This window comes from Novosphingobium cyanobacteriorum, from assembly GCF_029436685.1.
GTDB lineage: Bacteria > Pseudomonadota > Alphaproteobacteria > Sphingomonadales > Sphingomonadaceae > Novosphingobium > Novosphingobium cyanobacteriorum.
This window is the reverse complement of record NZ_JAROCY010000009.1, coordinates 143612-163469: the sequence shown is the minus strand read 5'-3', so window position 1 is coordinate 163469 and position 19858 is coordinate 143612. Positions and strand designations below refer to the sequence as shown.

Genomic DNA, 19858 nt, shown 5'->3' with positions numbered 1-19858 from the left:
CTCCCAGTATGCGCCTCGGGCGCTTTCGAATTGCAATCAAATCAAAGAACTAACCTTCATGTGCCATCGACATCGCGTCTTGTTCGTGCTGGCCGATTTCAGGCGGTCATCCCGCCCAGTGTTTCCGCAAACCAGTCGGCGATGCAGTCACGGCCGTAGGCCATGTTGTCGGCGCCGACATGTTCCACGCCGCCTTCGCGCGCGGTGAAGATCACCTTTTCGCGGCGCGGCGCGTTGACCAGCTGGTCATAGAGATCGTCGGCATAGGCCACGCTGATCTGGCGATCATGCGCACCATGGGTGACGAGGAACGGCACCTTGATCCGGTCCATGTGTCCATTGAGGTTCATGTCGGTGGACAGGGCCATGAACTCGTCCATGTCCTTTGCGCCAAAGGCCCACATCACGTGCGCCCAGTAGTGCGGCACGGGGTTCTCGCCTTCGCGCTTCAGCCGCTTGTCCTGCACTTCACGCCAGTTGTGGTTGGCGCCCCACACTGCGCCCGAGGCGAAGCGCGGCTCATAGGCGACAGCGCGCGGGGCGAAGTGGCCGCCGAGCGAGATGCCAGTCATCCCGATGCGTGCAGGGTCGACATCGGCCTGCTGTTCCAGCCAGTCCACCGCCTTGCTGGCCCAGGATTCCGAGTGCGGATCGACCGGCAGGCCCTGCAGCCGCAGCGCCTCGCCCGACCCAGGCTGGTCGACGCAAAGCGTGGAGATGCCGCGACGGGCCAGCGCTTCGGGCAGGCGGCTCCAGTAGAGCAGCTCCTTGCAGCTATCGAGACCGTTGCAATAGACTACCACGGGGTGCGGGCCTTCACCCGGAGCGCGGGTGTAAAGCGCCGGCATTGTGCCGTTTTTCAGCGCAATCTCAACGCGTTCGCGGTTGATCTTGCCAAGCTTTGTGGACTTGTCGAACGCGGCCCGTGCCTTGGCATAGGTCTCAACGCGGCCCGGTGCACCGTGGCCCTGCATGCGTTCGGCCACCAGCAGGTAAAGCGAGGCGCGTTCGAGCTTGTCGGAAGCGGAGAACATCCGCCCCTTGGCCTCGTCTTCCGCGGCCAGCTCGATCAGCTTGTCGCCGTAGGCCGACCACTGCTTCATGAAAGCAGGCGTGCCGGCATCGCCGCCATTGGCCGCCGCTTCGATGATCGGCTGGCACATGTCGACGATCTCGCCGATCTGCCCGCCGCTTTCCATGGCAATGGAGACCGACAGGTTCCAGATGTAGTTCGGAAACGGTTCGTAGAGCGCCATGGTTCAGGCTTCCACCGCCACGAACAGGCCCGGGTTGGGATGCGGATGGGGCAGCGTCTGGGGGCCGCCCGTGCCGATGCCCCACTGGTCCATGACCATCGGCGCAGGCACGTGGACCTTGTGCTCGTGCGTTTCGAAATCGACCTCTTCGAGTTCAGAGGTATATTCGGTTACGAAGCCATTGGGGGTGACGAAGTAGCTGAAGGTGTTGTTGCCGGCCGTGTGGCGACCCGGGCCCCAGCCGATATCGGTGCCCTTGACCTTGAGGCGGTGGATGCCGCGCATCATGTCGTCCACGCTGAGCATATCGTAGGCCACATGGTTGAGGCAGGCCGGTCCGGGCAGGATGGCGATGCGGTGGTGCGCCGAATTGCAGCGCAGGAAGCACATGAAATCGCCCAGCCAGTCGGAGATCTTGAAGCCCAGCACGTCGGTGAAGAACTTCACGGCGGCATGGTGATCGGGCGAGTGAAGCACGATGTGGCTGATCTTCACCGGCACGCCTTCCCAGCGGGTGAGATCGCGCTTGTCACCGCGGGCCACCTCGGCCGAGATTTCAAGCTGCAGGCCATCCGGGCTGAAGAAGCGGAAGCCATAGCCACCGCCGGGCGTGGCGAGATCGTGCGGCGTGCTGACGATCTTGCAGCCCGCCGCCTCGACCTTGGCGTGCAGGGCGTCAACATCGGCGCGGCTGTCGGCCGCCAGCGCGATCACGTCGACGCGGTTCTCGTCGTTGGCGCGCAGGCGCACCACATGATGCTCATCATTGCCCGGCGTCTTGAACCAGGCCATGCCATCGCTGCTGGGCACGGTTTCGAGGCCGAAGACTTCGCCGTAATAGGTCTTTTCAGCTTCCAGATCTGTTACGCCATATCCGACGTAGCGGATTTCGGTCACGCGGCTCATGCTGGGATCTTCCTTGGTATTCAAAGCGGTTGTGAAACGACGGCGAACATCTCGGCGGTCGCTTTATGATTGTCGACCGGCGGGGCGAGGCCCAGCTGGCCGTGGCAGATGGCGAGGCTGCTTTCGACGATGTAGCGGCAGCGCTCGAAGCGGCGATCGCGATAGGCGTTCAGAGCAACGGCGACGTTGTCATGCCGCTCAAACTCTTCGGCCAGGACGATGGCGTCCTCGATTGCCATGCCCGCGCCCTGCCCCAGGTGCGGGGTGGTGGCGTGGACGGCATCGCCGAGCAGGCCGACGCGGCCCTTGCTCCACGGGCCGTAGACCATCATGCCTTCGAGCGGGCGATAGACCACGCCGTCGTCATCGGTGATCTGTTCAGCCAGTTCGCGGATCGCCGGGGCGCAGTTGGCAAGCTTGGCCTTCATCGCGGCGGCGATCCCTTCCTTGGGATACCACGGATTGCCAGGCTCTGGCGTAGTCACGAACATGTACATGAGGTCACGGCTCATCGGCACCAGGCCCGCGCCGGTGGGGCCATTGTAGACCTGCAGGGCATCGAGATCGTCCGGGCGGGGAAAATTGTAGCGCCACACCGCCTGACCGGTGAAGCGAGGCTTTTCGGCATCGGGCAGCACCATTTCGCGGACTTGGCTGAACACGCCATCCGCGCCGATCACCGCATCGAACGTGCCCGCAGTGCCATCGGAGAAGGTAACGTCGACCTGCTCGCCGTTGTCTGCCAACGTCTGAACCGTCAGGCCGAGACGCAGGTCCGCGCCGAGATCCTTGACGCGATCCCCCAGCACCTTCTGCAGGGCTCGGCGGCCGATGCCGACACTGGCGGGGCGGCCTTCAACCAGCCGCGGCGACGGAACGCGCGCAACCTTGGTGCCATCGGGCAGGAAGATTTCCACCGCATCGAATCCGAAGGCGGAATCGAGGAAGGCGTCGAGCACGCCGAGTTCATCCATCGCACGGATGACGTTGGACTGCTGGATGATGCCGACGCCATAGACCGACCACTGCGGATCGCGTTCGATGATGGTTACGGCATGGCCTTTGCGGCGCAGTGCAATCGCGGCAGAAAGCCCGCCAATGCCGCCGCCGACAACGAGAATCGAAAGATTGTTCATGGTGCCGTATGCATCGCCGCCAAAGGGGCAATGCTCTCTCCCATCCTGTGGCATTGGCCCTTTGCCAACACCTCCTCCTGGCAGCTGCAATACGCTGACTGGACCAATCGATAAAACAATTTGTTCGGATGGATTTCCATCAATCTTACGGATACAAGGCAAGCATGCGGTTCAAGGGTCTCGATCTAAACCTCCTCGTCGCGCTGGATGCGCTGCTGGCCGAAGCAAGCGTGAGCCGCGCGGCCGAACGGCTTTACCTGAGCCAACCTGCGGCCAGCGCAGCTCTGGCGCGCCTGCGCACATGGTTCGGCGATCCGCTGTTGATTCCGCATGGCAAGCGGTTGATGCTGACGCCCTATGCGCTGCGACTGAAGCCGATGCTGAGCGAACTGCTGGCCAGCGTGGAGACGCTGGTGACGCAGCCGGTCCTGTTCGATCCCGCCACCACGCACCGCCGGTTCCGCATCTGCACGTCGGATTACATCACCTGCGTGGTGCTGCGGCCACTGCTGTCGGAAATCGCGGTAAGCGCGCCCGGGATAGAGCTGGACATCGTACCTCCCGAGGACACCGGGCAGGACATGCTGGAGCGCGGCGAGCTGGACATGCTGATCATTCCGCGCGAGTTCGTGAGTCCCCAGCACCCGGCGCGCCTGTTGCTGGAGGAACAGCATGTGGTGGCAGGATGGCGGGACAACCCGGTGATGAACGCGCCGATGACGGCCGAGGCGTTCGTGGCGGCTGGGCATATCTCGGTAAGGCTGGGGAGAATCACCCGGCTGACCTATGCCGAAGCGCAGCTGCGCGCTCGCGGCATTACCCGGCGCGAGGAGGTGGTGGTGCCATCGTTCACGCTGGTGCCCGACCTGCTGGTGGGCACCGGCCGACTGGCGATCATGCACGAACGGCTGGCGCGGCAGGCTGCACGACAGACCGATATCCGCATTGCCTCCCTTCCCTTCGATTTCCCCCCGATGCACGAAATGATCCAGTATCACCGCGCCCGTGCAGACGATGCCGGGCTGCTGTGGTTTCTGGATGCCATCACCGCGGTCGTGCCACCAGTCAGCACCTGACTGCATGCCAGCCCCTTGACGAGGGCCCCCTTCAATTATAACAGGGGTTCCAATAAAGTAGCGGCAGTGAGGCCGCCAGGCATACGGGCGTACCGCCCCGGGGCCGCCGATTGGGAGATCGACGTTGCCTGTACCCTCCACCCTTTCATCCTGTGTCGAATGGCAGTTCACCGAAGCAGGCGGAGTCGAGGACCGCATCCGCGCCGCGCGTGACGCGGGCTTCGCCAAGGCCGAATTCCACCTTTGGCGCGACAAGGATATGGGCGCTATCGCTGCTGCGCTGCAAGAGACGGGCGTCGTGCTGACCGGGATCTGCGTGGATCCACGGCGCTCGATCGTCGATCCGGCCGAGCATGACGAGATGCTGGCCGCAGTGCGCGAGACGATTGCCGCCACAGCGCCGCTGGGCAAGCCGCCGCTGATCGTTGCATCGGGCTTCCGCGTTGAGGGGATGAGCGAGGAAGAGCACTTCGCCAACGCGGTGAGCGTGCTGAAGAAGGCCGCCGCGCTGGCCGAGGAGGCCGGCGTGCTGCTGGTGCTCGAACCACTGAACACCAAGCTGTTTTCGGCAATGTACCTTGTCAGCACGAAGTTGGGGCTCGACATCGTGGAAGCCGTCGACAGTCCCGCGCTTCGCCTGCTCTACGATGTCTGGCACAGCGCTGTAATGGGCGAGGACATGGCCGAAGTGCTGCGCGGGCGCACGCACCTGGTGGCACACGTCCAGTATGCCGACATGCCGGATCGCAACGAGCCGGGCACGGGCACGCTCGACTGGGGCCAAGTCGTCTCGACCTTGCGCGATCTCGGCTATGACGGCGCGATCGGGCTGGAATACTTCCCGACCGTGCCGATGGCGGAATCGCTCGCCATCACCCGCAAGGCGCTCGGAGTCTGAGCGTTCCCATCCGCTGCATCCCGGGAGAGGATCGTGGCTGAAAAGAAACTGACCTTCGTCGAAAGACTGAGCTACGGCTTCGGCGATCTGGGCACGAGCCTTGCCTATAACATGGCGAGCGCGTTCCTGCTGTTCTACTACACCGACGTGGTGAAGCTGCCTGCTGCGGCGGTGGGCACGGTGTTCCTGGTCGCCCGCCTGCTGGATGCAGTGATCGACATGGTCGTGGGTGTGGCGGTGGACAAGACCCGCACCCGGTTCGGCCGGACGCGTCCGTACTTCCTGTTCACCGCGGTTCCCTATGCCGTGGTCACGGTGCTGTTGTTCAACGTGCCGGCCTGGGGGCAGACGGCGCAGCTGATCTATGCCTTCCTCACCTTCAAGGCGCTGGGCATCCTGATGTCCTTGCAGGCGATTCCCTATACCGCGCTGATGCCGATGATGACCGAGGACACCGGTGACCGGCTGAAGCTTTCGGGCATGCGATCGGTGGGCACGTCGGTGTCGGTCGTGCTGGGCACGGCAGCGACGATGCCGCTGGTCGGCCTGTTCGGTGGCGGCGACCAGCAGCGCGGCTTCCTGTCTGTGGCGGCACTGTTTGCAGTAATAGGGCTGATCTGCACCTTCGCACTGTTCCGCAACTGCCGCGAAAGGTACGAGGACGAAGGCAGCCCGAAGTTCGCCATTTGGCCGGCGGTTAAAGACATGCTGCGCAACCGGGCGTGGCTGGTCTGTTTCGGTTTCTGCCTGACGTATTTCATGCGCTTTGGCGTGATGATGTCGTCCACCCCCTACTTTGCGATCGAAGTGCTGCACCGGCCTTGGATGATCGCGGTGATGCTGCCTGCGGTTTCGGGCATGTTGCTGCTGTCCTCGTTCGTCGCCCCGCCGCTCTATGCCCGCTTCGGCATCCGCCGCGGGTGCATCGGCGTGCTGACGCTGGCGACGGCGCTGTTTGCGATCCTGCCCTTCACCGAAAACAGCGTGCCCGCGTTCCTGGCGGTATACCTCGCCGCCTGCCTGTCGACCTCGGTCACCATCGTCGCGGCCTTCACCATGATCGCGGAAACCGTAGACTATCACGACTGGCGCTTTGGCGTGCGGCATGAAGGGCTGCTTTCCTCGGGCGTGAGCCTGGCCACCAAGGTGGGCATGGCGGTGGGTACGGCAGGCTTCGCCTACGCGCTGGGCCAGGCGGGCTACTCCGCAGGCGCGGTTACCGACGCCGCGCGCGATACGATCCGCTGGTCCTATTATGGCAGCGCGGTGGTGCTGTTGAGCCTGCAGGTGCTGGTGGTGATTTTCTGGCCCATGGACCGCATGCACGATCGCATTCGCGAGGACATTGCGCAGCGCCTCGCGCCCGCAGGTTGAAACAGATAGCCACAACGGGGAGAATGCCGATGAAGACGACGCCGATCGCGGCGGTGCTGACGTGCGCCGCCATGGCTGCGGCCTGCCCTGCCCCTGCTCAGGTCATTGTCACCATCGATTATCGCCCGCCTGAAACGGTGCAGCGCGTGGCGATCCCGGTGAATCCCAAGGAACAGCGTCTTCGCGTGCTGATCGTTTCGGGCCAGAACAGCTATGAGCATGACTGGACCGGCGTGAACAACATGCTGCGCACGATGATGCAGGACACCAAGCGCTTCGACGTTCGCGTGACCGAGGACTTCGACCACGGCACGCTGGCCGAACTGAAAGCCTATGACGTGGTGCTGCTGAACTATTCCAGCCGGTGGAACTATGCCGACCCGGTGCAGCACCTGTGGTCTGACGATGCTTTCAAGGCGCTGTACCAGTATGTGCGCGAAGGCGGCGGACTGGTCGCCTACCACTCTTCGTTCACCTGGGGTCGTGACATTCCCGAATACAAGCGCCTGATTGGCGCCACGATGGAGCCGGGTTCATCGCGCCGCGCTCCTCCGGGTTCGTTCCCGGTGCACATCGTGGACCGCGACCATCCGATCACTGCCGGTATGCGCGAGTTCGTGTGGACCTACAACGACGACATGTACACCAACATGGCGATGGATCCGGAGGCGAAGATCCACGTGCTGGCGACGGCACACGATGCCGCCGCCGCCTATGACCCGAGGCTGACCGGTCCGAAGTACCCTGCCGCCGCCTATACGCCCGAAAAGCTGAAGGCGATGAAGGGCATCGACGCCGATCACCCGCAGGTGTGGACGGCGGACTACGGCAAGGGCCGCGTGTTCTCCATCACGCTCGGCCATGATGAGGTTTCGCTGCATTTCCAGCCACTGCAGACTCTGATCCTTCGCGGGACCGAATGGGCGGCGACGGGCAAGGTAACCCTGCCCGTACTGGAAGAAGCCAAGGACTATCCCACCAAGTAATCCCGATCCCGGCCTGTCGCGATGCGGCAGGTCGGGCGTTACAACAGGCCGAGCTTGCCGCCGGAAGCCGCATAGTCCCGCAACGCCTGCAGTCGTGCGGGGGTGGAAACAGACGACACCATTCCAGCGCGATCGCCAATGCGCATGACGCGCGCATCGCCTGCCTTCACCGGCGGCCATGCCCTGCCCGGCAGCGATGGCTTGCCCGTGCGCAGAAATGCCAGAAGGCGATCCTGCCACTGCTTCGCCAACGCGTGGTCTGCCGCCGTGAAAGTGCGATCACCGATACCGACGGTGCCGAAGACATAGGGCAGGCCGGAACTGTGAAACGCACCCCAGCTCTGCCCCCCACGAAGTGCGGGATAGGCGTGATCGTGGACATAGGCGTAGATCGGCTGCTTCACCGAGCGCGTGCGGTCCTGCGACCACAGCAGCAGCCCCGCCATATAGCGGTCACGCGCCAGCAGGGTGTTGGACGCGACGGCCTCGGCATCGTTGGCATGGGGATAAAGCGCAAGCAGGCGCGGGCCAAAATCGCCATATCGCGCCTTTACCGCCGCTTCGAACTGGGCCGGCGTGCGCACCGTTGGGTCGATCATTTCCGCCGCATTGTATCCGCCAAGCAGCGGCACCGCGTTCACCACAGGGCCGCCGGCGCGGAACGGATCGAACGGCAAAACCACGCCATCGCGGTGCGGCACGTGGACGAGCCGCGCCGGGCCACTGCTTTCGCCCGGAACATAGCGCGTGGCATCGACCAGCTTCTGGGGCGGAACCGCGCGCAGGTCTGCCAGCGAGGCTGCGCCCACCTTCGCCGCGATCGTTTTGGCCACGGCATAGCCTTCTTCAATCGAAGGCACGTCGACAGCCATGCTGGGCCCACTGAAGGCGATCGCCTTGTCGAACAGGCCCTTGGCCAGGGGCGAGACCATCAGATCATTGACCGAGGCCGCGCCCGCAGATTCGCCCGAGACGGTGATGTTGGCAGGATCGCCACCGAACGCGGCAGCATTGGCGCGAACCCAGCCGAGCGCGGCGATCTGATCGAGCAGCCCATAGTTGCCCGAGCTTCTCAGCGGGGATTCCGCCGTGAGTTGTGGATGGGCGAGGAACCCGAACACGCCGACGCGGTAATTGATGGTCACCACCACCACGCCGCGCGCGGCAAGGCGGCCGCCATTATAGAGCGGCACCGCGCTGCCACCGCCGCCAAAGCCGCCGCCGTGGATGAAGACCAGCACCGGCAGCCGACCACGCACCTTGCCTGCGGGCTTCCACACGTTGAGCGTCAGACAGTCTTCGCTGAAAGGCGGTGCGGCAATGAACTCGGCGCTGTATGGCCCCCAGCCGCCAGCTTCGGCCTGCTGGCACGAGGGGCCCATCGCCGAGCCATCGCGTACGCCTTCCCACGGGCGTGCCGGCCGGGGTTCGCGCCAGCGGTCATCGCCCACCGGTGGCGCGGCATAGGGGATGCCGAGAAACGCCTCCACCCCGCCGCTCGCAGCGCCCTGTATGGCGCCTGCGGTGGTCTTGACCACCGACTGGGCCAGCGCCGGTTGCAAAGATGCCGCGAGGCAGAACGCCGCGACGCCGATTGCCTTGCGGATCATCGTGATGTCCTCAGTATTCGAAGGTTTCGCTGAAGGTACGATAGGGCTCGGGCGGACGCGCCTCAAGCTTCTGCGAGGTATCGGTTCGATAGGTGTTGGAAAGGACCGTCGCCGGACCATCGACCTTGGGCATGAACACCGGCTTCCCGTCTTCACCGACATACATCAGGTCGACATTGAAGGAATCGTCCTGGGCCGCCGCCGCAAACGGAATCCAGCCCATGCCATAGGGTGCGCGCGCCACTTCGAAGCAGTGGAAATGCCAGATCTTCCACTGGCCATCCTGCTTGATGAAGTCGAGCCCATACTTGAGGTAGACGTTGTGCATCCACACCTTCTTGCCCTGGACCAGCTCCTTCTCGAACATCCACGCGGGCATGTTCTTGGCCAGCTCGGGATCGACGAGGCCCGATTCCAGCCCGTTGACGATCCACAGGCCCTTGGCGGTCTGGCCATCTGCGGCGACTTCGATCGCGGGCGTGGTGATGTAATGGAACACCAGCTTGCTAACCGGCGCAGGGCGGCCCTGGTGATAGGACATGATCTTGTCCCAATCGGTGTAGACGCCCAGGTTGCTGTACTGCGACCTCACGCCCGGCGTGCCCTTCTTCGCCCACAGGGGGATGATGTCGGTGTCGCGGAAAGCATTGTGCAGGTACATGTAGCGCGAGAACAGGTTCTCGACCGAGGCGCGGTCCTTGCTGGCCTGGGCCATCTGGCGCAGTTCGGCCACTTCTGCCTTCAGCGCCGCGACCTCTGCCTTGGGCGAGGCATCGGCAGCCATTGCCGCCCCCCCTGCCAGCATCAGCGCGGCGGGCGCAATCATCCTGGCAATCCGCATCATCAAATCTCCCTTGCTCGTGTTCTGGAAAAGAAGATCACTCCCGCTGCCAGCGCCGTGATCACTGCGTTCTGCGGCAGCGAGGCCAGTTCGGCATGACGGATGTGAAAGACGGCAGCGATCATCTGGTTCGCTACGAGGATCATCGCCCCTCCGGCAGCGAAAGCGCGCGTTCGGGGATGGACAACGCCGGGCAGCACCAGCGCGCAGGCCATCTCGCTCCAACCCACCAGACGGCCGAGCCCTTCGGGCAGCCACACCGTCCAGGCGTGATGCTCGGCAAGTTCGGGAATCGGGGCGAAAGCCTTGTACCAACCGACGAAGGCAAACAGCGCTGTGAGAGGCAAGGCCAGCACCAAGGCGGCGGCAATCCGCCACTTCATCGCCCCATCCTCGCGGTTTCGCCCTTCGGCCTCATCCTCGGATACCCCTATCGTTCCCCCGCGATGCCTGCAGGTTTTAAGAAATAGTATTCCTATTCTTAAATTCGTCAAGCGCTGCGGTTGCGGCTTGACACGCGGTTGTCAAGATATAGGAATATCAATTCCAATAGGGGCGTGAGACCCCAGGAGAGGGCGGTCAGGCAACCACCCGCATGCGCGCCTGCCCGCCACTGGCCCGCCCTGGCCAGATGCGTCGCTGCCTCTCCGGCACTAAGACTCGGCAGCGTGCGCCGCGATCGCGGACGGGGCTTCTGGCCGGCCCGAAACCGAGAACCGCAGGAGGTGTGTCTTGACCCATTCGATCAAGCGGGGCGTGAGCCTCTATTCCTACCAGAACGAAACCTTCCAGGGCAAAATGAGCCTTGAGGACTGTATCCGCACCAGCGCGCACCTTGGCGCCAGGGGCATCGAGATCATCGGTGAGCAGACCTTCTGGGGTTGGCCCGAATGTGGCGTGGCGCAGGAGGATATCGACACCTGGCACCGCCTGATCGCCAAGTATGACTGCACCCCGGTGAGTCATGACTTCATGGTCGATTACAAGCGGTACAAGGGGCGCGACATGCCCTTTGCCGAGCAGGTCGCCAGCGTGAAGAACGATATAGATTTCGGGGCACGCCTGGGGATGAAATTCATCCGCGCGCTGGTGTCCATCGCGCCCGAAGTGCTGGTTGCGGCGGCACCCTATGCCGAGGAGAAAGGCATCAAGATCCTGATCGAGGTGCATGCACCGCTGCACTTCGACCATCCGTGGATCATCCGCCATGCCGAGGCGTTCGAAAAGTCCGGCTCGGATGCACTGGGCTTCCTGCCCGACATGGGCATGTTCCTGTTCACCTATCCCCCCGTGTTCGTGGAGCGGTTCCTGCGCCAGGGTGTGCCGCCGCACATCGCCGAATATATCGTGAAAGCGTATGAGGACCGGGTCCTTTCGGAATACGTGATCCTGAACGTGCAGCAGATGGGCGGCACCGGACCATCGCTCGCCATGGCCGAACTCCTGCGCCACAATGGGGCGTTCGAGCCGAGGCGGATGCTCGATCACATGCATCGCATCCACAACATCCACGGCAAGTTCTACCAGATGACCGAGGACTATGTGGAGCCGTCGATCCCCTATGACGAGATCGTGCGCGTGCTGAAACAGGGCGGCTATGACGGCTACATCTGTTCGGAATACGAAGGCAACCGCTGGATCGAGGATGCCGAGGAACCTGACTCGGTTGAGCAGGTTCGCCGGCAGCAGGTCATGCTGGCAAGGCTTCTGGGCGAAGCCGGGGTGCCCGCCCTGCAGACTCCCGTCGCAGCCTGAGGAGCGCAATGCCATGATGGACAACAAGATGATCGTGGAAGGCAGCCTGCAGGGCGTGGAGGGCGGCTTCTCGTTCCTCGGGCGGCTGCCTTACTACCGTGGCCTCGGGCTCTCGATGATCGAGGACATCCAGGTCAGCGTCGAAGGTGAGGCGCTGCCGCGCGAGGCGATCCGCTTTGCCGTGCGCGGCAAGACCTACACGCTCGACGAGATGGAAACCTGCTATGACAACCGCTGGAACTTTGGCGAGAAGGCCACGATCATTGCGCTGAACGGCGGGCTTTCCGCCGGTGAGCACGCGATCGGTTTCGCGGTGCGCTACAGGGTGTCCTACCTGCCCTTCGTTCCGACGACCAAGGATACCAAGAACCTGGCGCTCGCCGCCTGAGCCAACGGGCTGGGGACGCACGCACTGCGCTCCCGCCATTTCATGGGAAAAACAGAATGCCTTTCGAAATCTCGGTCAACCTGGAATACATGTTCAACGAAGCGGGTGAGCGGCTGGAAGACCGCGTCGCCGCGGCGGCTGCCGCCGGCTATTCGAAGGTGGAAATCTTCACCACCGGCGGGCGCGACATCGCCTCGCTCAAGCGCGCACTTGACGACAATGGCGCCACGCTGTGGACCGTGGTGGCCGACCCGCGCACGCGTCTGATCGAAAAGGAAACGCACGAAGGCTATCGCGAGATGTTCCGCAAGGCCTGCGACGATGCGGCCGCGCTGGGCTGCAAGCGCATCGTCGTCGGATCGGGCCCCGGCGTGCCGTGGATGAAGCGCCCGGTGCAGCTGGCCATCGTGGCCGAGGCCATCGCCTCTGTCGTGCCGATCGCCGAGGAATACGACCTGACCATCATCGCCGAGGCGGTAAACATCCGCGTGGACCATCCCGGCGTGCTGTTCAGCCGCACCGAAGATGCGGTGGCCGTGATCGAACAGGTCGCCTCGCCGCGCATGCGCCTGCTCTACGACCTCTACCATTCGGTGACCGAGGGCGAGGACCCCGCAGTTGTCCTGCCGCAGGTGGCGCACATGGTCGAACACGTGCAGATTGCCGACACCAATGGCCGCGGTGAACCCGGCGCGGGCACCATCGACTGGCCGCGCATGCTCGATCTGATCGCGAGCGTGGGTTACACCGGCCCCATCGGCATCGAATGCAACCCCACCCTGCCTTCGACGCCACAGGCCCTGGCCTACATTCGCGAACTGGCCGCGCGCTGAAGTCAGGTCTGACAGGCAGCACCACTGAGGCGCTGGGAGGGGATAGCGACGGGCCGCCTATGGCCCGTCGCGTCGCCTTCCACCTTGCGCCGGCAACAAGTCCGCCACGCCCGGCGCCGGGCCGGGACAGGCTCTGTTGTGGTGATGCAAACCAAAGAAATGGGGCGCTAGCCTCCGCGCGAAACAGGGATCAGCGCACCACTGATCGCACGCGCGGCCGGAGAGGCGAGAAACACGATCACTTGCGCCAGCGAGGCGGGCTGGACCCACTGCGAGGTGTCGGCATCGGGCATGTCCGCCCGATTGGTCGGTGTGTCGATGATGCTGGGCAGCACGGCATTGACGGTGCAATCGGTGCCGGCCAGTTCGGCGGCAAGGCTCTCGGTCAGCTTGTGCACCGCGGCCTTGGATGCGGCATAGCCGCCCATCCCCGCAGCCGCGAGTATTGCGCCGCCCGCACCGATGTTGACGATAGCCGCACCCTTTGTGGCGCTGAGCGTCGGCAGCGCGGCCTTGGTCATGGTGACGCAGGTGGTTGCATTCATGGAGAACATCCGCGCCCAGGTCTCCGGCCCGCCGTCGGCCAGGGTCTGCCAGGTAAAGCCACCTGCCACGTTCACCAGCACGTCGATCCCGCCCTGCGCTGCGATCACGCGCTCTACGGCGGCCGAGGTGGCAGCAGCATCGGTCAGGTCCACGCTGCCGAGGTCGATCCCGCCCGGATTTTCGTCGGCAGCGGAAGGCGCGAAGTCTATGCGCGCGACACGGTCTCCGTTTGCGCGGAAAGCTTCTGCCACGGCACGGCCCAGGATGCCGAAGCCGCCGGTGACAACGATCGAACGCATATCTTTACTCCCTATGCCAGGCTTGAACCCGTTTCAGCGCCGTTCAGGCCGCTCTCAGTCGTCTTCAAGCCCTTGTCAATCGGGCCGCAGATCGCGCCGGCAGATCCGTCTCCCACTTGCTCCACTCTCGTCTATTTTGTACGTAAGCCTAACAAAATAGACGAGAGGATGCGAACGTGCAGGGCTTCGACAACGCAATTGCCTTCATCACCGGCGGCGCATCGGGCGCAGGCTTCGGACAGGCGCAGGTGTTCGGCCGTGCGGGCGCAAGGATCGTGGTGGCCGACATCCGCGCCGACGCGGTCGAAAAGGCGGTGGGCCAACTGAAGGACGAAGGCATTGCCGCCCATGGCATTGCGCTCGATATCATGGACCGCGCCGCCTATGCCCGCGCGGCTGACGAGGTGGAGGCCGTGTTCGGCGCGCCACCGACGCTGCTGTTCAACACCGCCGGCGTGAACAGCTTCGGCCCGGTGGAGAATACCAGCTACGACGATTTCGACTGGATCATCGGCGTGAACCTGGGCGGGGTGATCAACGGCATGGTCACGTTCGTTCCGCGCATGATCGCGGCGGGCAAGGGCGGCCACATCGTCACCACATCGTCGCTCGGCGGGTTGATGGGCAGCGCGCTCGCGGCACCCTATTCGGCGGCGAAGGCGGCCGTGGTCAACCTGATGGAAAGCTATCGCCTGGGTCTTGAAAAGCATGGGATCGGGGTTTCGGTACTGTGCCCCGCCAACATCCGGTCAAACATCGCCGAAGCCAGCCGCCTGCGCCCTGCCCAGTTCGGCCAGAGCGGCTATGTGGAGAACGAGGATTCGATTGCCTCGCTCCATTCGATCCACCAGCACGGCATGGACCCGGTGGAACTGGCCGAACACGTGAAGGCGGGTATCGAGGCCAACCAGCTTTATATCATCCCCTACCCCGAGGCGAAGGAGGGCTTGCGCGCCCATTACGACCGGATCGTCGATTCCGTCCTGCCGCTTGAGGCGGATCCCGAAGGCGCGCGCCTGCGCACCGAAGCGCTGCAGACCTGGGCGGCCGGCCGCGCCCGCGTGTTCATGGAAAAGAAGGACGCCTGAGGCGCCTTCGCCGAGACTACCGGTACAGCGGGCGGCGTTCGGCAAGGTCGTTGCGGATGGTGGTGGCGGCAACCCCCGCCTCCCCCATCGCGTGGCTGATCTGGTCCAGCCCCCGGGTCACGTCGCCCGCGGCATAAAGGGCGGGCACGCTGGTCCGCTGATGCCGGTCGACCACGATGCACCCCTCGCCCGAGGCCTTTGCGCCCAGGGCCAGTGCAAGGTCAGAACGGATCGCCGAACCCAGCGCGGGGTAGATCGTGTCAAACCGCAGTTCGCCTTTGGCAGCCGGTGCCACGATGCCGCCCTGCTCGATCCGCAGATCACCGCAAGGCCCATCGGCCAGCGCGATCCCGGCGTTGGCCAGCCGCTCCCGATCTGCCGCTTCCATCGCATGGGGGCCGGAGGGGGCAAGCAGAGTCACGTCGGCGGAAAAGCTCCGCAGGAACAGCGCCTCTCGCGCGCCGTGTCCGCCGGTACCGATCACCCCGATCCGCCGGTCGGTCACCTCGAAGCCATCACAGACCGGACAATACCGCAGCAGGCCGCGCGCAAGCGCCTCCTCATGCAGGGCCTCGGCCATGGCCGGCCGATGGTTGACCACGCCGGTTGCCAGCAGTGCCGTATGCGCCGACAGGCGACCGAAGCTGCCTTGCGCCACAAGGCCAACTTCGCCCTGCGCGATCTGGCTGACCGTGCCGCGCTCAACCGCAACGCCGAACTCCGCCGCCTGCATCCGCATCCGCGCCAGCAGGTCAACACCGGCAATCCCGCCGGGATAGCCGGCGTGGTTGTGCGAGCGCGGGATCATGGCCGCCCGACTCTCGCCCGCGTCGATCACCCGCACGCGCAGGTGATAGCGCGCAAGGTAGATCGCCGCGGTAAGTCCGGCCGGTCCCGCGCCGATCACCACGCAATCGATGGCATCGCGGTCCATGTCGCGCACTCCCACCGGATCAGCCTGCCGTCACGGATTGCCGATGGTGACGTCCAGCGTCATCTCGGCATTCAGCACCTTGGAGATCGGGCAGTTGACCTTGGCGGTCTCGGCCAGGGCGCGCAGGTCCTCGTCCGCGATGCCGGGCACGCTGGCGGTCAGCGACAAGTCCGAGCGGGTGACCTTGAAGCCTTCGCCGTCGCGGTCAACCTTCACCTTGGCGGTCGTTTCCAGCGTGCCTTCCTCGATCCCCTTGCCCGCGAGTGCAAAGGACAGTGCCATGGTGAAGCAACCGGCATGCGCGGCGGCGATCAGTTCCTCGGGATTGGTGCCGGCTCCATCCTCGAAGCGGCTGTTGAAGCCATAGCGCTGCTGCTGCAGCACGCCGGACTGGGTGGAAATCCAGCCCTGGCCAGTCTTGCCCATGCCTTCGTAGCGGGCGGTGGCGGTGCGGGTGATCATCGGGAATGCGGCTCCTTTATTCGGGTTGACGGCCTCAAACCCCGTTGCGCCCACTTGGTTTCAGCAAGGCGGCAGTGCGGGTTTCAAGACCGCCTGATCGAAAGACGAGTGGGCGACGGGACCTGCTTTGGTGCATCGACGGGTGCAAATCCCGGGCGCGGCTGCGTTGCAGGGCAATGAGAACGGGAGAGAGAGCATGAAGCGCACCTTGCTGCACATGGTGAAGCCCGGCCTGCTGGCACTGGCAGGCGCAGCCGCCTGGACGGCGGCGCTTGCCGCGCAGGATCGCCCGCCCGCGTCAGCGCCGGTTACCGGCCCTGTTTCTGCCCCCGTATCTGCGCACGCCGAAGCGGACAGCTATCGGGACAAGACCGATACGCTCGATCCCGTCACGCAGGCGACTGGCGAGCGCGTCTATGGCCAGATCTGCTCATCCTGCCATGAAACCGGCATGAACCGGGCGCCGCAGCGCTTCATTCTGGCGCAGATGACGCCGGAATCGGTGCTGCGCGCACTGACCAGCGGCGTCATGCAGGGTGTGGGCGGCACGCTCACCAGCGACGAACGCAAATCGGTTGCACAATACGTTACCGGACATGCCTTTGGCGATGAGGCGAGCCTTGAGCCAAGGCGCTGCGCACTGCGCGAGGCCACCTTTGACATGAGTGCGCCACCTGCCTTCGCGGGGTGGGGCATCGATGCGCGCAGCACGCATGAAATCCCGGCTGATGTGTCCCGTCTCAGCGTTGCCACCGCCCCAAGATTGAAGCTCAAGTGGGCTCTAGCTTTCCCCAATGCCCTGCGCGCACGGTCGCAACCTGCCATTGCAGGCGGCGCGATCTTTGTCGGCAGCCACAATGGCACCGTCTATGCGCTCGACATCAAGACCGGCTGCGCGCGCTGGACCTACTCCGCGTCTGCCGAAGTGCGCACCGGCATCGTCGTCAGCCCCTGGACCGCCGGCGACGGCAAGGCGCAGCCACTGGTCTACTTTGGCGACCTGGTCGGGTCGGCCTATGCCATCGACATGCGCACCGGCAAGGAAGTGTGGAAGGTAAAGGTCAGCGATCACGCCGGCACCACCCTCACCGGCACTCCGGTGCTGCATGGGAACAAGCTCTACGTGCCCGTCTCCTCGCTTGAGGAAGGCTCGGCAAGCAAGCCCGATTTCCCTTGCTGCACCTTCCGGGGTGCGATCAATGCGCTTGATCCAAAGACCGGAGCAGAGATCTGGCGCACCTATCTGGTCGATGAACCCAAGCCAACGGGCAAGACTGCAGCCGGCATCGACAGGTTCGGTCCCTCAGGCGTACCCGTGTGGAACACGCCATCGATCGATGTCGCGCGCAACCAGATGTATGTCGCCACCGGCGACAATTATTCCAGCCCCGCCACGGACCTCAGCGATTCCATCGTCGCGCTCGATCTTACGACCGGCGCCATCAAGTGGCATTATCAGGCGCTGGCGAACGATGCCTGGAACGGATCGTGCGACGAGGCGAGCAAGGTCAATTGCCCCGACGAGGCAGGCCCCGATGCCGATTTCGGCGCAGGTACGGTTCTGGCGCAGGGAGCGAACGGCAAGGACTATGTGCTCGCCGGGCAGAAATCCGGCTGGGCCTATGCCATCGATCCGGACAACGGCAGGCTGGTGTGGAAGCAGCGCGTGGGCCGCGGCGGCGTGGTCGGCGGCATCCACTTCGGCCTTGCGGCCTCGGGCGGCACCGCCTTTTTCCCCGTCAGCGATGTGCCCGATGGGCGCACGTACGATATTGATCCGCAACCAGGAATCTTCGCGCTCGACGTGGCGACGGGCAGGACGCTGTGGGCGGCACGGCCCACGGGTGACACCTGCAGGGAGCGGCCGTTCTGCCATGCCGGTTATGGCGGCTCCATCACCGTGACCAACGGCCTGGTGCTGGCCGGTGGCAACGACGGCTATCTGCGCATCTATGACGCCGCCAATGGCCGGATCGTGTGGGAGACCGACACCACAACCAACGTCGTGGCGGTGGACGGACGCACTGCGCACGGTGGATCAATCGGCGGCGGCGCCGCACCCGTGGCGTACGATGGGCTGGTGATCGCCAACTCCGGCTATGGCTTTGCGGGCAAGATGCCGGGCAACGTGTTGCTGGTCTATGAGGCCGAAAAGTGATGAATTGAGAACGGCTGAGCGGGGGCTGAAAACGGTTGAGAGGGGGTTTAGAGCCGTTCATCCTGCCGCAAGGCCGCTTCACGGACCCGTTCATCCGTCCGACAGGAACGGCCCGGTCTAGCCTTCTCCCGACGCCATGTTCCGGCGGGGGAGGAAATCTGCAAAGCCATGACTTTCATGGATATGTTCCAGTTCGCGACGGCCGATCTCGCCATCGACCTGGGAACCGCCAATACCGTGGTCTACGTCCGCGAACAGGGCATCGTGGTTGACGAGCCTTCGGTAGTTGCACTTGAAACTGTTGAGGGAATCACGCGGGTTCGCGCGGTGGGGGACGATGCCAAGCTGATGCTGGGCAAGACACCCGACAACGTGCGCACCATCCGCCCCCTGCGCAATGGCGTGGTGGCGGACCTGGAAGTGGCGGAGCAGATGATCAAGCACTTCATCCGCAAGGCGCGGGGCGACCAGGGCGGGCGCCTGCGCCGTTCGCCGCAGGTGGTGATCTGCGTGCCTTCCAACGCCACCAAGGTGGAACGCCGCGCCATTCGTGATGCGGTGTCCAACGCCGGTGCGCGGCAGGTGTGGCTGATCGACGAGCCGATGGCCGCCGCCATCGGCGCGCGGCTGCCAGTGACCAAGCCGGTGGGATCGATGGTGGTCGACATCGGCGGCGGCACCACCGAAGTGGGCGTGATCTCGATCGAAGGGCTCACCATGAGCACATCGGTGCGCGTGGGCGGAGACCGCATGGACGACGCCATCACCGCAGCGGTGCGCCGCAACCACAACCTGATGATTGGCGAAACCACCGCCGAGCGGGTCAAGAAGCTGCTCGGTTCAGCCCGCGTGCCGCCGACCGGCGCGGACGAGACCGCCGTGATCAAGGGCCGCAACGTGAGCCGCGGGGTGCCGGCGGAACTGGCGATCACCCGGGCCGAACTGGCCGAAGCCCTGGCCGAGCCGGTGGGCCAGATCGTCCATGCCGTGCGCGTGGCGCTGGAAAACACGCCGCCGGAAATCGCGGCGGACATCATCGATGGCGGGATCACCCTGACGGGCGGGGGATCATTGCTGTCGGAGCTGGCACCGGTGCTGATCGAAGCGACCGGGCTGTCAGTAACGCTGGCCGAAGACCCGCTGCACTGCGTTGCATTGGGCGCGGGCAGGGCACTTGAGGACCTTGCCTTTCGCGGCGTGCTCCACCCCGCGTAGCTGCCGGGAACCATTTCGCACTGTCGGATTTATTTACAGTGCAGGCACCCTTCACCGCCTGCAACGACCAAGTCCTCTCGCCCGCGGACCATCCCCC

19 protein-coding genes are annotated in these 19858 nt (G+C 64.5%); 10 read left to right on the top strand and 9 right to left on the bottom strand.

Features of this window, described 5'->3' with window-relative positions; all coding sequences use genetic code 11:
- Positions 1-98: 98 nt before the first annotated feature.
- Genes POM99_RS11330 through POM99_RS11320 form a run of 3 tightly spaced genes read right to left on the bottom strand, consistent with a single transcriptional unit; the run spans position 99 to position 3298 of the window.
- The gene (locus POM99_RS11330) at positions 99-1256 is read right to left on the bottom strand and encodes an alpha/beta hydrolase family protein (protein ID WP_277277831.1); all 1158 of its coding nucleotides are present in this window, start codon (positions 1254-1256) and stop codon (positions 99-101) included.
- A 3-nt stretch (positions 1257-1259) separates the two neighbouring features.
- Positions 1260-2162, bottom strand: a complete 903-nt coding sequence (locus POM99_RS11325; protein WP_277277829.1) for a VOC family protein — start codon at positions 2160-2162, stop codon at positions 1260-1262.
- 20 nt (positions 2163-2182) lie between these two features.
- Positions 2183-3298 carry an FAD-dependent oxidoreductase gene (locus POM99_RS11320; RefSeq protein WP_277277827.1) on the bottom strand — a complete coding sequence of 372 codons (1116 nt, stop codon included), beginning with the start codon at positions 3296-3298 and terminating at the stop codon, positions 2183-2185.
- Between the two features lie 164 nt (positions 3299-3462).
- Between POM99_RS11320 and POM99_RS11315 the strand changes: the two genes are divergently transcribed.
- The 4 genes from POM99_RS11315 (at position 3463) to POM99_RS11300 (ending at position 7632) form a co-directional block, all read left to right on the top strand.
- The gene (locus POM99_RS11315) at positions 3463-4374 is read left to right on the top strand and encodes a LysR family transcriptional regulator (RefSeq protein WP_277277825.1); all 912 of its coding nucleotides are present in this window, start codon (positions 3463-3465) and stop codon (positions 4372-4374) included.
- 124 nt (positions 4375-4498) lie between these two features.
- Complete coding sequence (locus POM99_RS11310; protein ID WP_277277823.1) at positions 4499-5272, top strand: TIM barrel protein; 774 nt, start codon at positions 4499-4501, stop codon at positions 5270-5272.
- Between the two features lie 33 nt (positions 5273-5305).
- Positions 5306-6646 carry an MFS transporter gene (locus tag POM99_RS11305; protein WP_277277821.1) on the top strand — a complete coding sequence of 447 codons (1341 nt, stop codon included), beginning with the start codon at positions 5306-5308 and terminating at the stop codon, positions 6644-6646.
- Between the two features lie 29 nt (positions 6647-6675).
- Positions 6676-7632 carry a ThuA domain-containing protein gene (locus POM99_RS11300; protein ID WP_277277820.1) on the top strand — a complete coding sequence of 319 codons (957 nt, stop codon included), beginning with the start codon at positions 6676-6678 and terminating at the stop codon, positions 7630-7632.
- 38 nt (positions 7633-7670) lie between these two features.
- Here the strand turns inward: POM99_RS11300 and POM99_RS11295 are convergent, their stop codons facing one another.
- The 3 genes from POM99_RS11295 to POM99_RS11285 are packed head-to-tail and all read right to left on the bottom strand — an operon-like array spanning position 7671 to position 10439.
- The gene (locus POM99_RS11295) at positions 7671-9242 is read right to left on the bottom strand and encodes a carboxylesterase/lipase family protein (protein ID WP_277277819.1); all 1572 of its coding nucleotides are present in this window, start codon (positions 9240-9242) and stop codon (positions 7671-7673) included.
- A gap of 10 nt (positions 9243-9252) precedes the next feature.
- Positions 9253-10086: a nuclear transport factor 2 family protein gene (locus POM99_RS11290; RefSeq protein ID WP_277277817.1), complete on the bottom strand. Its 834-nt coding sequence runs from the start codon at positions 10084-10086 to the stop codon at positions 9253-9255.
- Positions 10086-10439 (bottom strand): DoxX family protein, encoded by a 354-nt coding sequence (locus tag POM99_RS11285; RefSeq protein ID WP_277277870.1) that lies wholly within the window; start codon positions 10437-10439, stop codon positions 10086-10088. Before POM99_RS11285 ends, POM99_RS11290 begins: the two co-directional genes overlap by 1 nt.
- Positions 10440-10815: 376 nt before the next feature.
- Here POM99_RS11285 and POM99_RS11280 point away from each other — a divergent pair, with 376 nt between their 5' ends.
- Genes POM99_RS11280 through POM99_RS11270 form a run of 3 tightly spaced genes read left to right on the top strand, consistent with a single transcriptional unit; the run spans position 10816 to position 13059 of the window.
- Entirely contained in the window at positions 10816-11838 is a 1023-nt protein-coding gene (locus tag POM99_RS11280; RefSeq protein WP_277277815.1) for a sugar phosphate isomerase/epimerase family protein, read from the top strand.
- A gap of 13 nt (positions 11839-11851) precedes the next feature.
- A complete protein-coding gene (locus POM99_RS11275; RefSeq protein WP_277277813.1) occupies positions 11852-12226 on the top strand; it encodes a C-glycoside deglycosidase beta subunit domain-containing protein in 375 nt (124 codons plus the stop codon).
- A gap of 56 nt (positions 12227-12282) precedes the next feature.
- Complete coding sequence (locus POM99_RS11270; protein ID WP_277277810.1) at positions 12283-13059, top strand: TIM barrel protein; 777 nt, start codon at positions 12283-12285, stop codon at positions 13057-13059.
- A 167-nt stretch (positions 13060-13226) separates the two neighbouring features.
- Here POM99_RS11270 and POM99_RS11265 read toward each other — a convergent pair whose 3' ends face one another.
- Complete coding sequence (locus POM99_RS11265; protein ID WP_277277808.1) at positions 13227-13904, bottom strand: SDR family NAD(P)-dependent oxidoreductase; 678 nt, start codon at positions 13902-13904, stop codon at positions 13227-13229.
- Between the two features lie 176 nt (positions 13905-14080).
- On the opposite strand from POM99_RS11265, the gene POM99_RS11260 reads away from it, so the two are divergent.
- A complete protein-coding gene (locus POM99_RS11260; RefSeq protein ID WP_277277804.1) occupies positions 14081-14992 on the top strand; it encodes an SDR family NAD(P)-dependent oxidoreductase in 912 nt (303 codons plus the stop codon).
- A 16-nt stretch (positions 14993-15008) separates the two neighbouring features.
- Here the strand turns inward: POM99_RS11260 and POM99_RS11255 are convergent, their stop codons facing one another.
- Together POM99_RS11255 and POM99_RS11250 are read right to left on the bottom strand one after the other, a co-directional pair.
- Positions 15009-15926, bottom strand: coding sequence for an NAD(P)/FAD-dependent oxidoreductase (locus POM99_RS11255; RefSeq protein WP_277277802.1), 918 nt, complete (start codon positions 15924-15926; stop codon positions 15009-15011).
- Positions 15927-15956: 30 nt separating this feature from the next.
- Positions 15957-16388 carry an OsmC family protein gene (locus POM99_RS11250; RefSeq protein ID WP_277277800.1) on the bottom strand — a complete coding sequence of 144 codons (432 nt, stop codon included), beginning with the start codon at positions 16386-16388 and terminating at the stop codon, positions 15957-15959.
- 196 nt (positions 16389-16584) lie between these two features.
- Between POM99_RS11250 and POM99_RS11245 the strand changes: the two genes are divergently transcribed.
- Together POM99_RS11245 and POM99_RS11240 are read left to right on the top strand one after the other, a co-directional pair.
- On the top strand, positions 16585-18546 hold the full coding sequence (locus POM99_RS11245; protein WP_277277798.1) for an outer membrane protein assembly factor BamB family protein: 1962 nt from the start codon (positions 16585-16587) through the stop codon (positions 18544-18546).
- 168 nt (positions 18547-18714) lie between these two features.
- A complete protein-coding gene (locus POM99_RS11240; protein WP_277277796.1) occupies positions 18715-19761 on the top strand; it encodes a rod shape-determining protein in 1047 nt (348 codons plus the stop codon).
- Positions 19762-19858 lie beyond the last annotated feature (97 nt).

Excerpts from the sequence above, each read along its gene's own strand:
- POM99_RS11330 (WP_277277831.1), bottom strand. The coding sequence starts at position 1,256 with ATGGCGCTCTACGAACCGTTTCCGAACTACATCTGGAACCTGTCGGTC.
- POM99_RS11255 (WP_277277802.1), bottom strand. The coding sequence starts at position 15,926 with ATGGACCGCGATGCCATCGATTGCGTGGTGATCGGCGCGGGACCGGCC.
- POM99_RS11275 (WP_277277813.1), top strand. The coding sequence starts at position 11,852 with ATGATGGACAACAAGATGATCGTGGAAGGCAGCCTGCAGGGCGTGGAG.
- POM99_RS11290 (WP_277277817.1), bottom strand. The coding sequence starts at position 10,086 with ATGATGCGGATTGCCAGGATGATTGCGCCCGCCGCGCTGATGCTGGCA.
- POM99_RS11245 (WP_277277798.1), top strand. The coding sequence starts at position 16,585 with ATGAAGCGCACCTTGCTGCACATGGTGAAGCCCGGCCTGCTGGCACTG.
- POM99_RS11265 (WP_277277808.1), bottom strand. The coding sequence starts at position 13,904 with ATGCGTTCGATCGTTGTCACCGGCGGCTTCGGCATCCTGGGCCGTGCC.
- POM99_RS11295 (WP_277277819.1), bottom strand. The coding sequence starts at position 9,242 with ATGATCCGCAAGGCAATCGGCGTCGCGGCGTTCTGCCTCGCGGCATCT.
- POM99_RS11315 (WP_277277825.1), top strand. The coding sequence starts at position 3,463 with ATGCGGTTCAAGGGTCTCGATCTAAACCTCCTCGTCGCGCTGGATGCG.
- POM99_RS11325 (WP_277277829.1), bottom strand. The coding sequence starts at position 2,162 with ATGAGCCGCGTGACCGAAATCCGCTACGTCGGATATGGCGTAACAGAT.
- POM99_RS11320 (WP_277277827.1), bottom strand. The coding sequence starts at position 3,298 with ATGAACAATCTTTCGATTCTCGTTGTCGGCGGCGGCATTGGCGGGCTT.
- POM99_RS11300 (WP_277277820.1), top strand. The coding sequence starts at position 6,676 with ATGAAGACGACGCCGATCGCGGCGGTGCTGACGTGCGCCGCCATGGCT.
- POM99_RS11240 (WP_277277796.1), top strand. The coding sequence starts at position 18,715 with ATGACTTTCATGGATATGTTCCAGTTCGCGACGGCCGATCTCGCCATC.
- POM99_RS11250 (WP_277277800.1), bottom strand. The coding sequence starts at position 16,388 with ATGATCACCCGCACCGCCACCGCCCGCTACGAAGGCATGGGCAAGACT.
- POM99_RS11270 (WP_277277810.1), top strand. The coding sequence starts at position 12,283 with ATGCCTTTCGAAATCTCGGTCAACCTGGAATACATGTTCAACGAAGCG.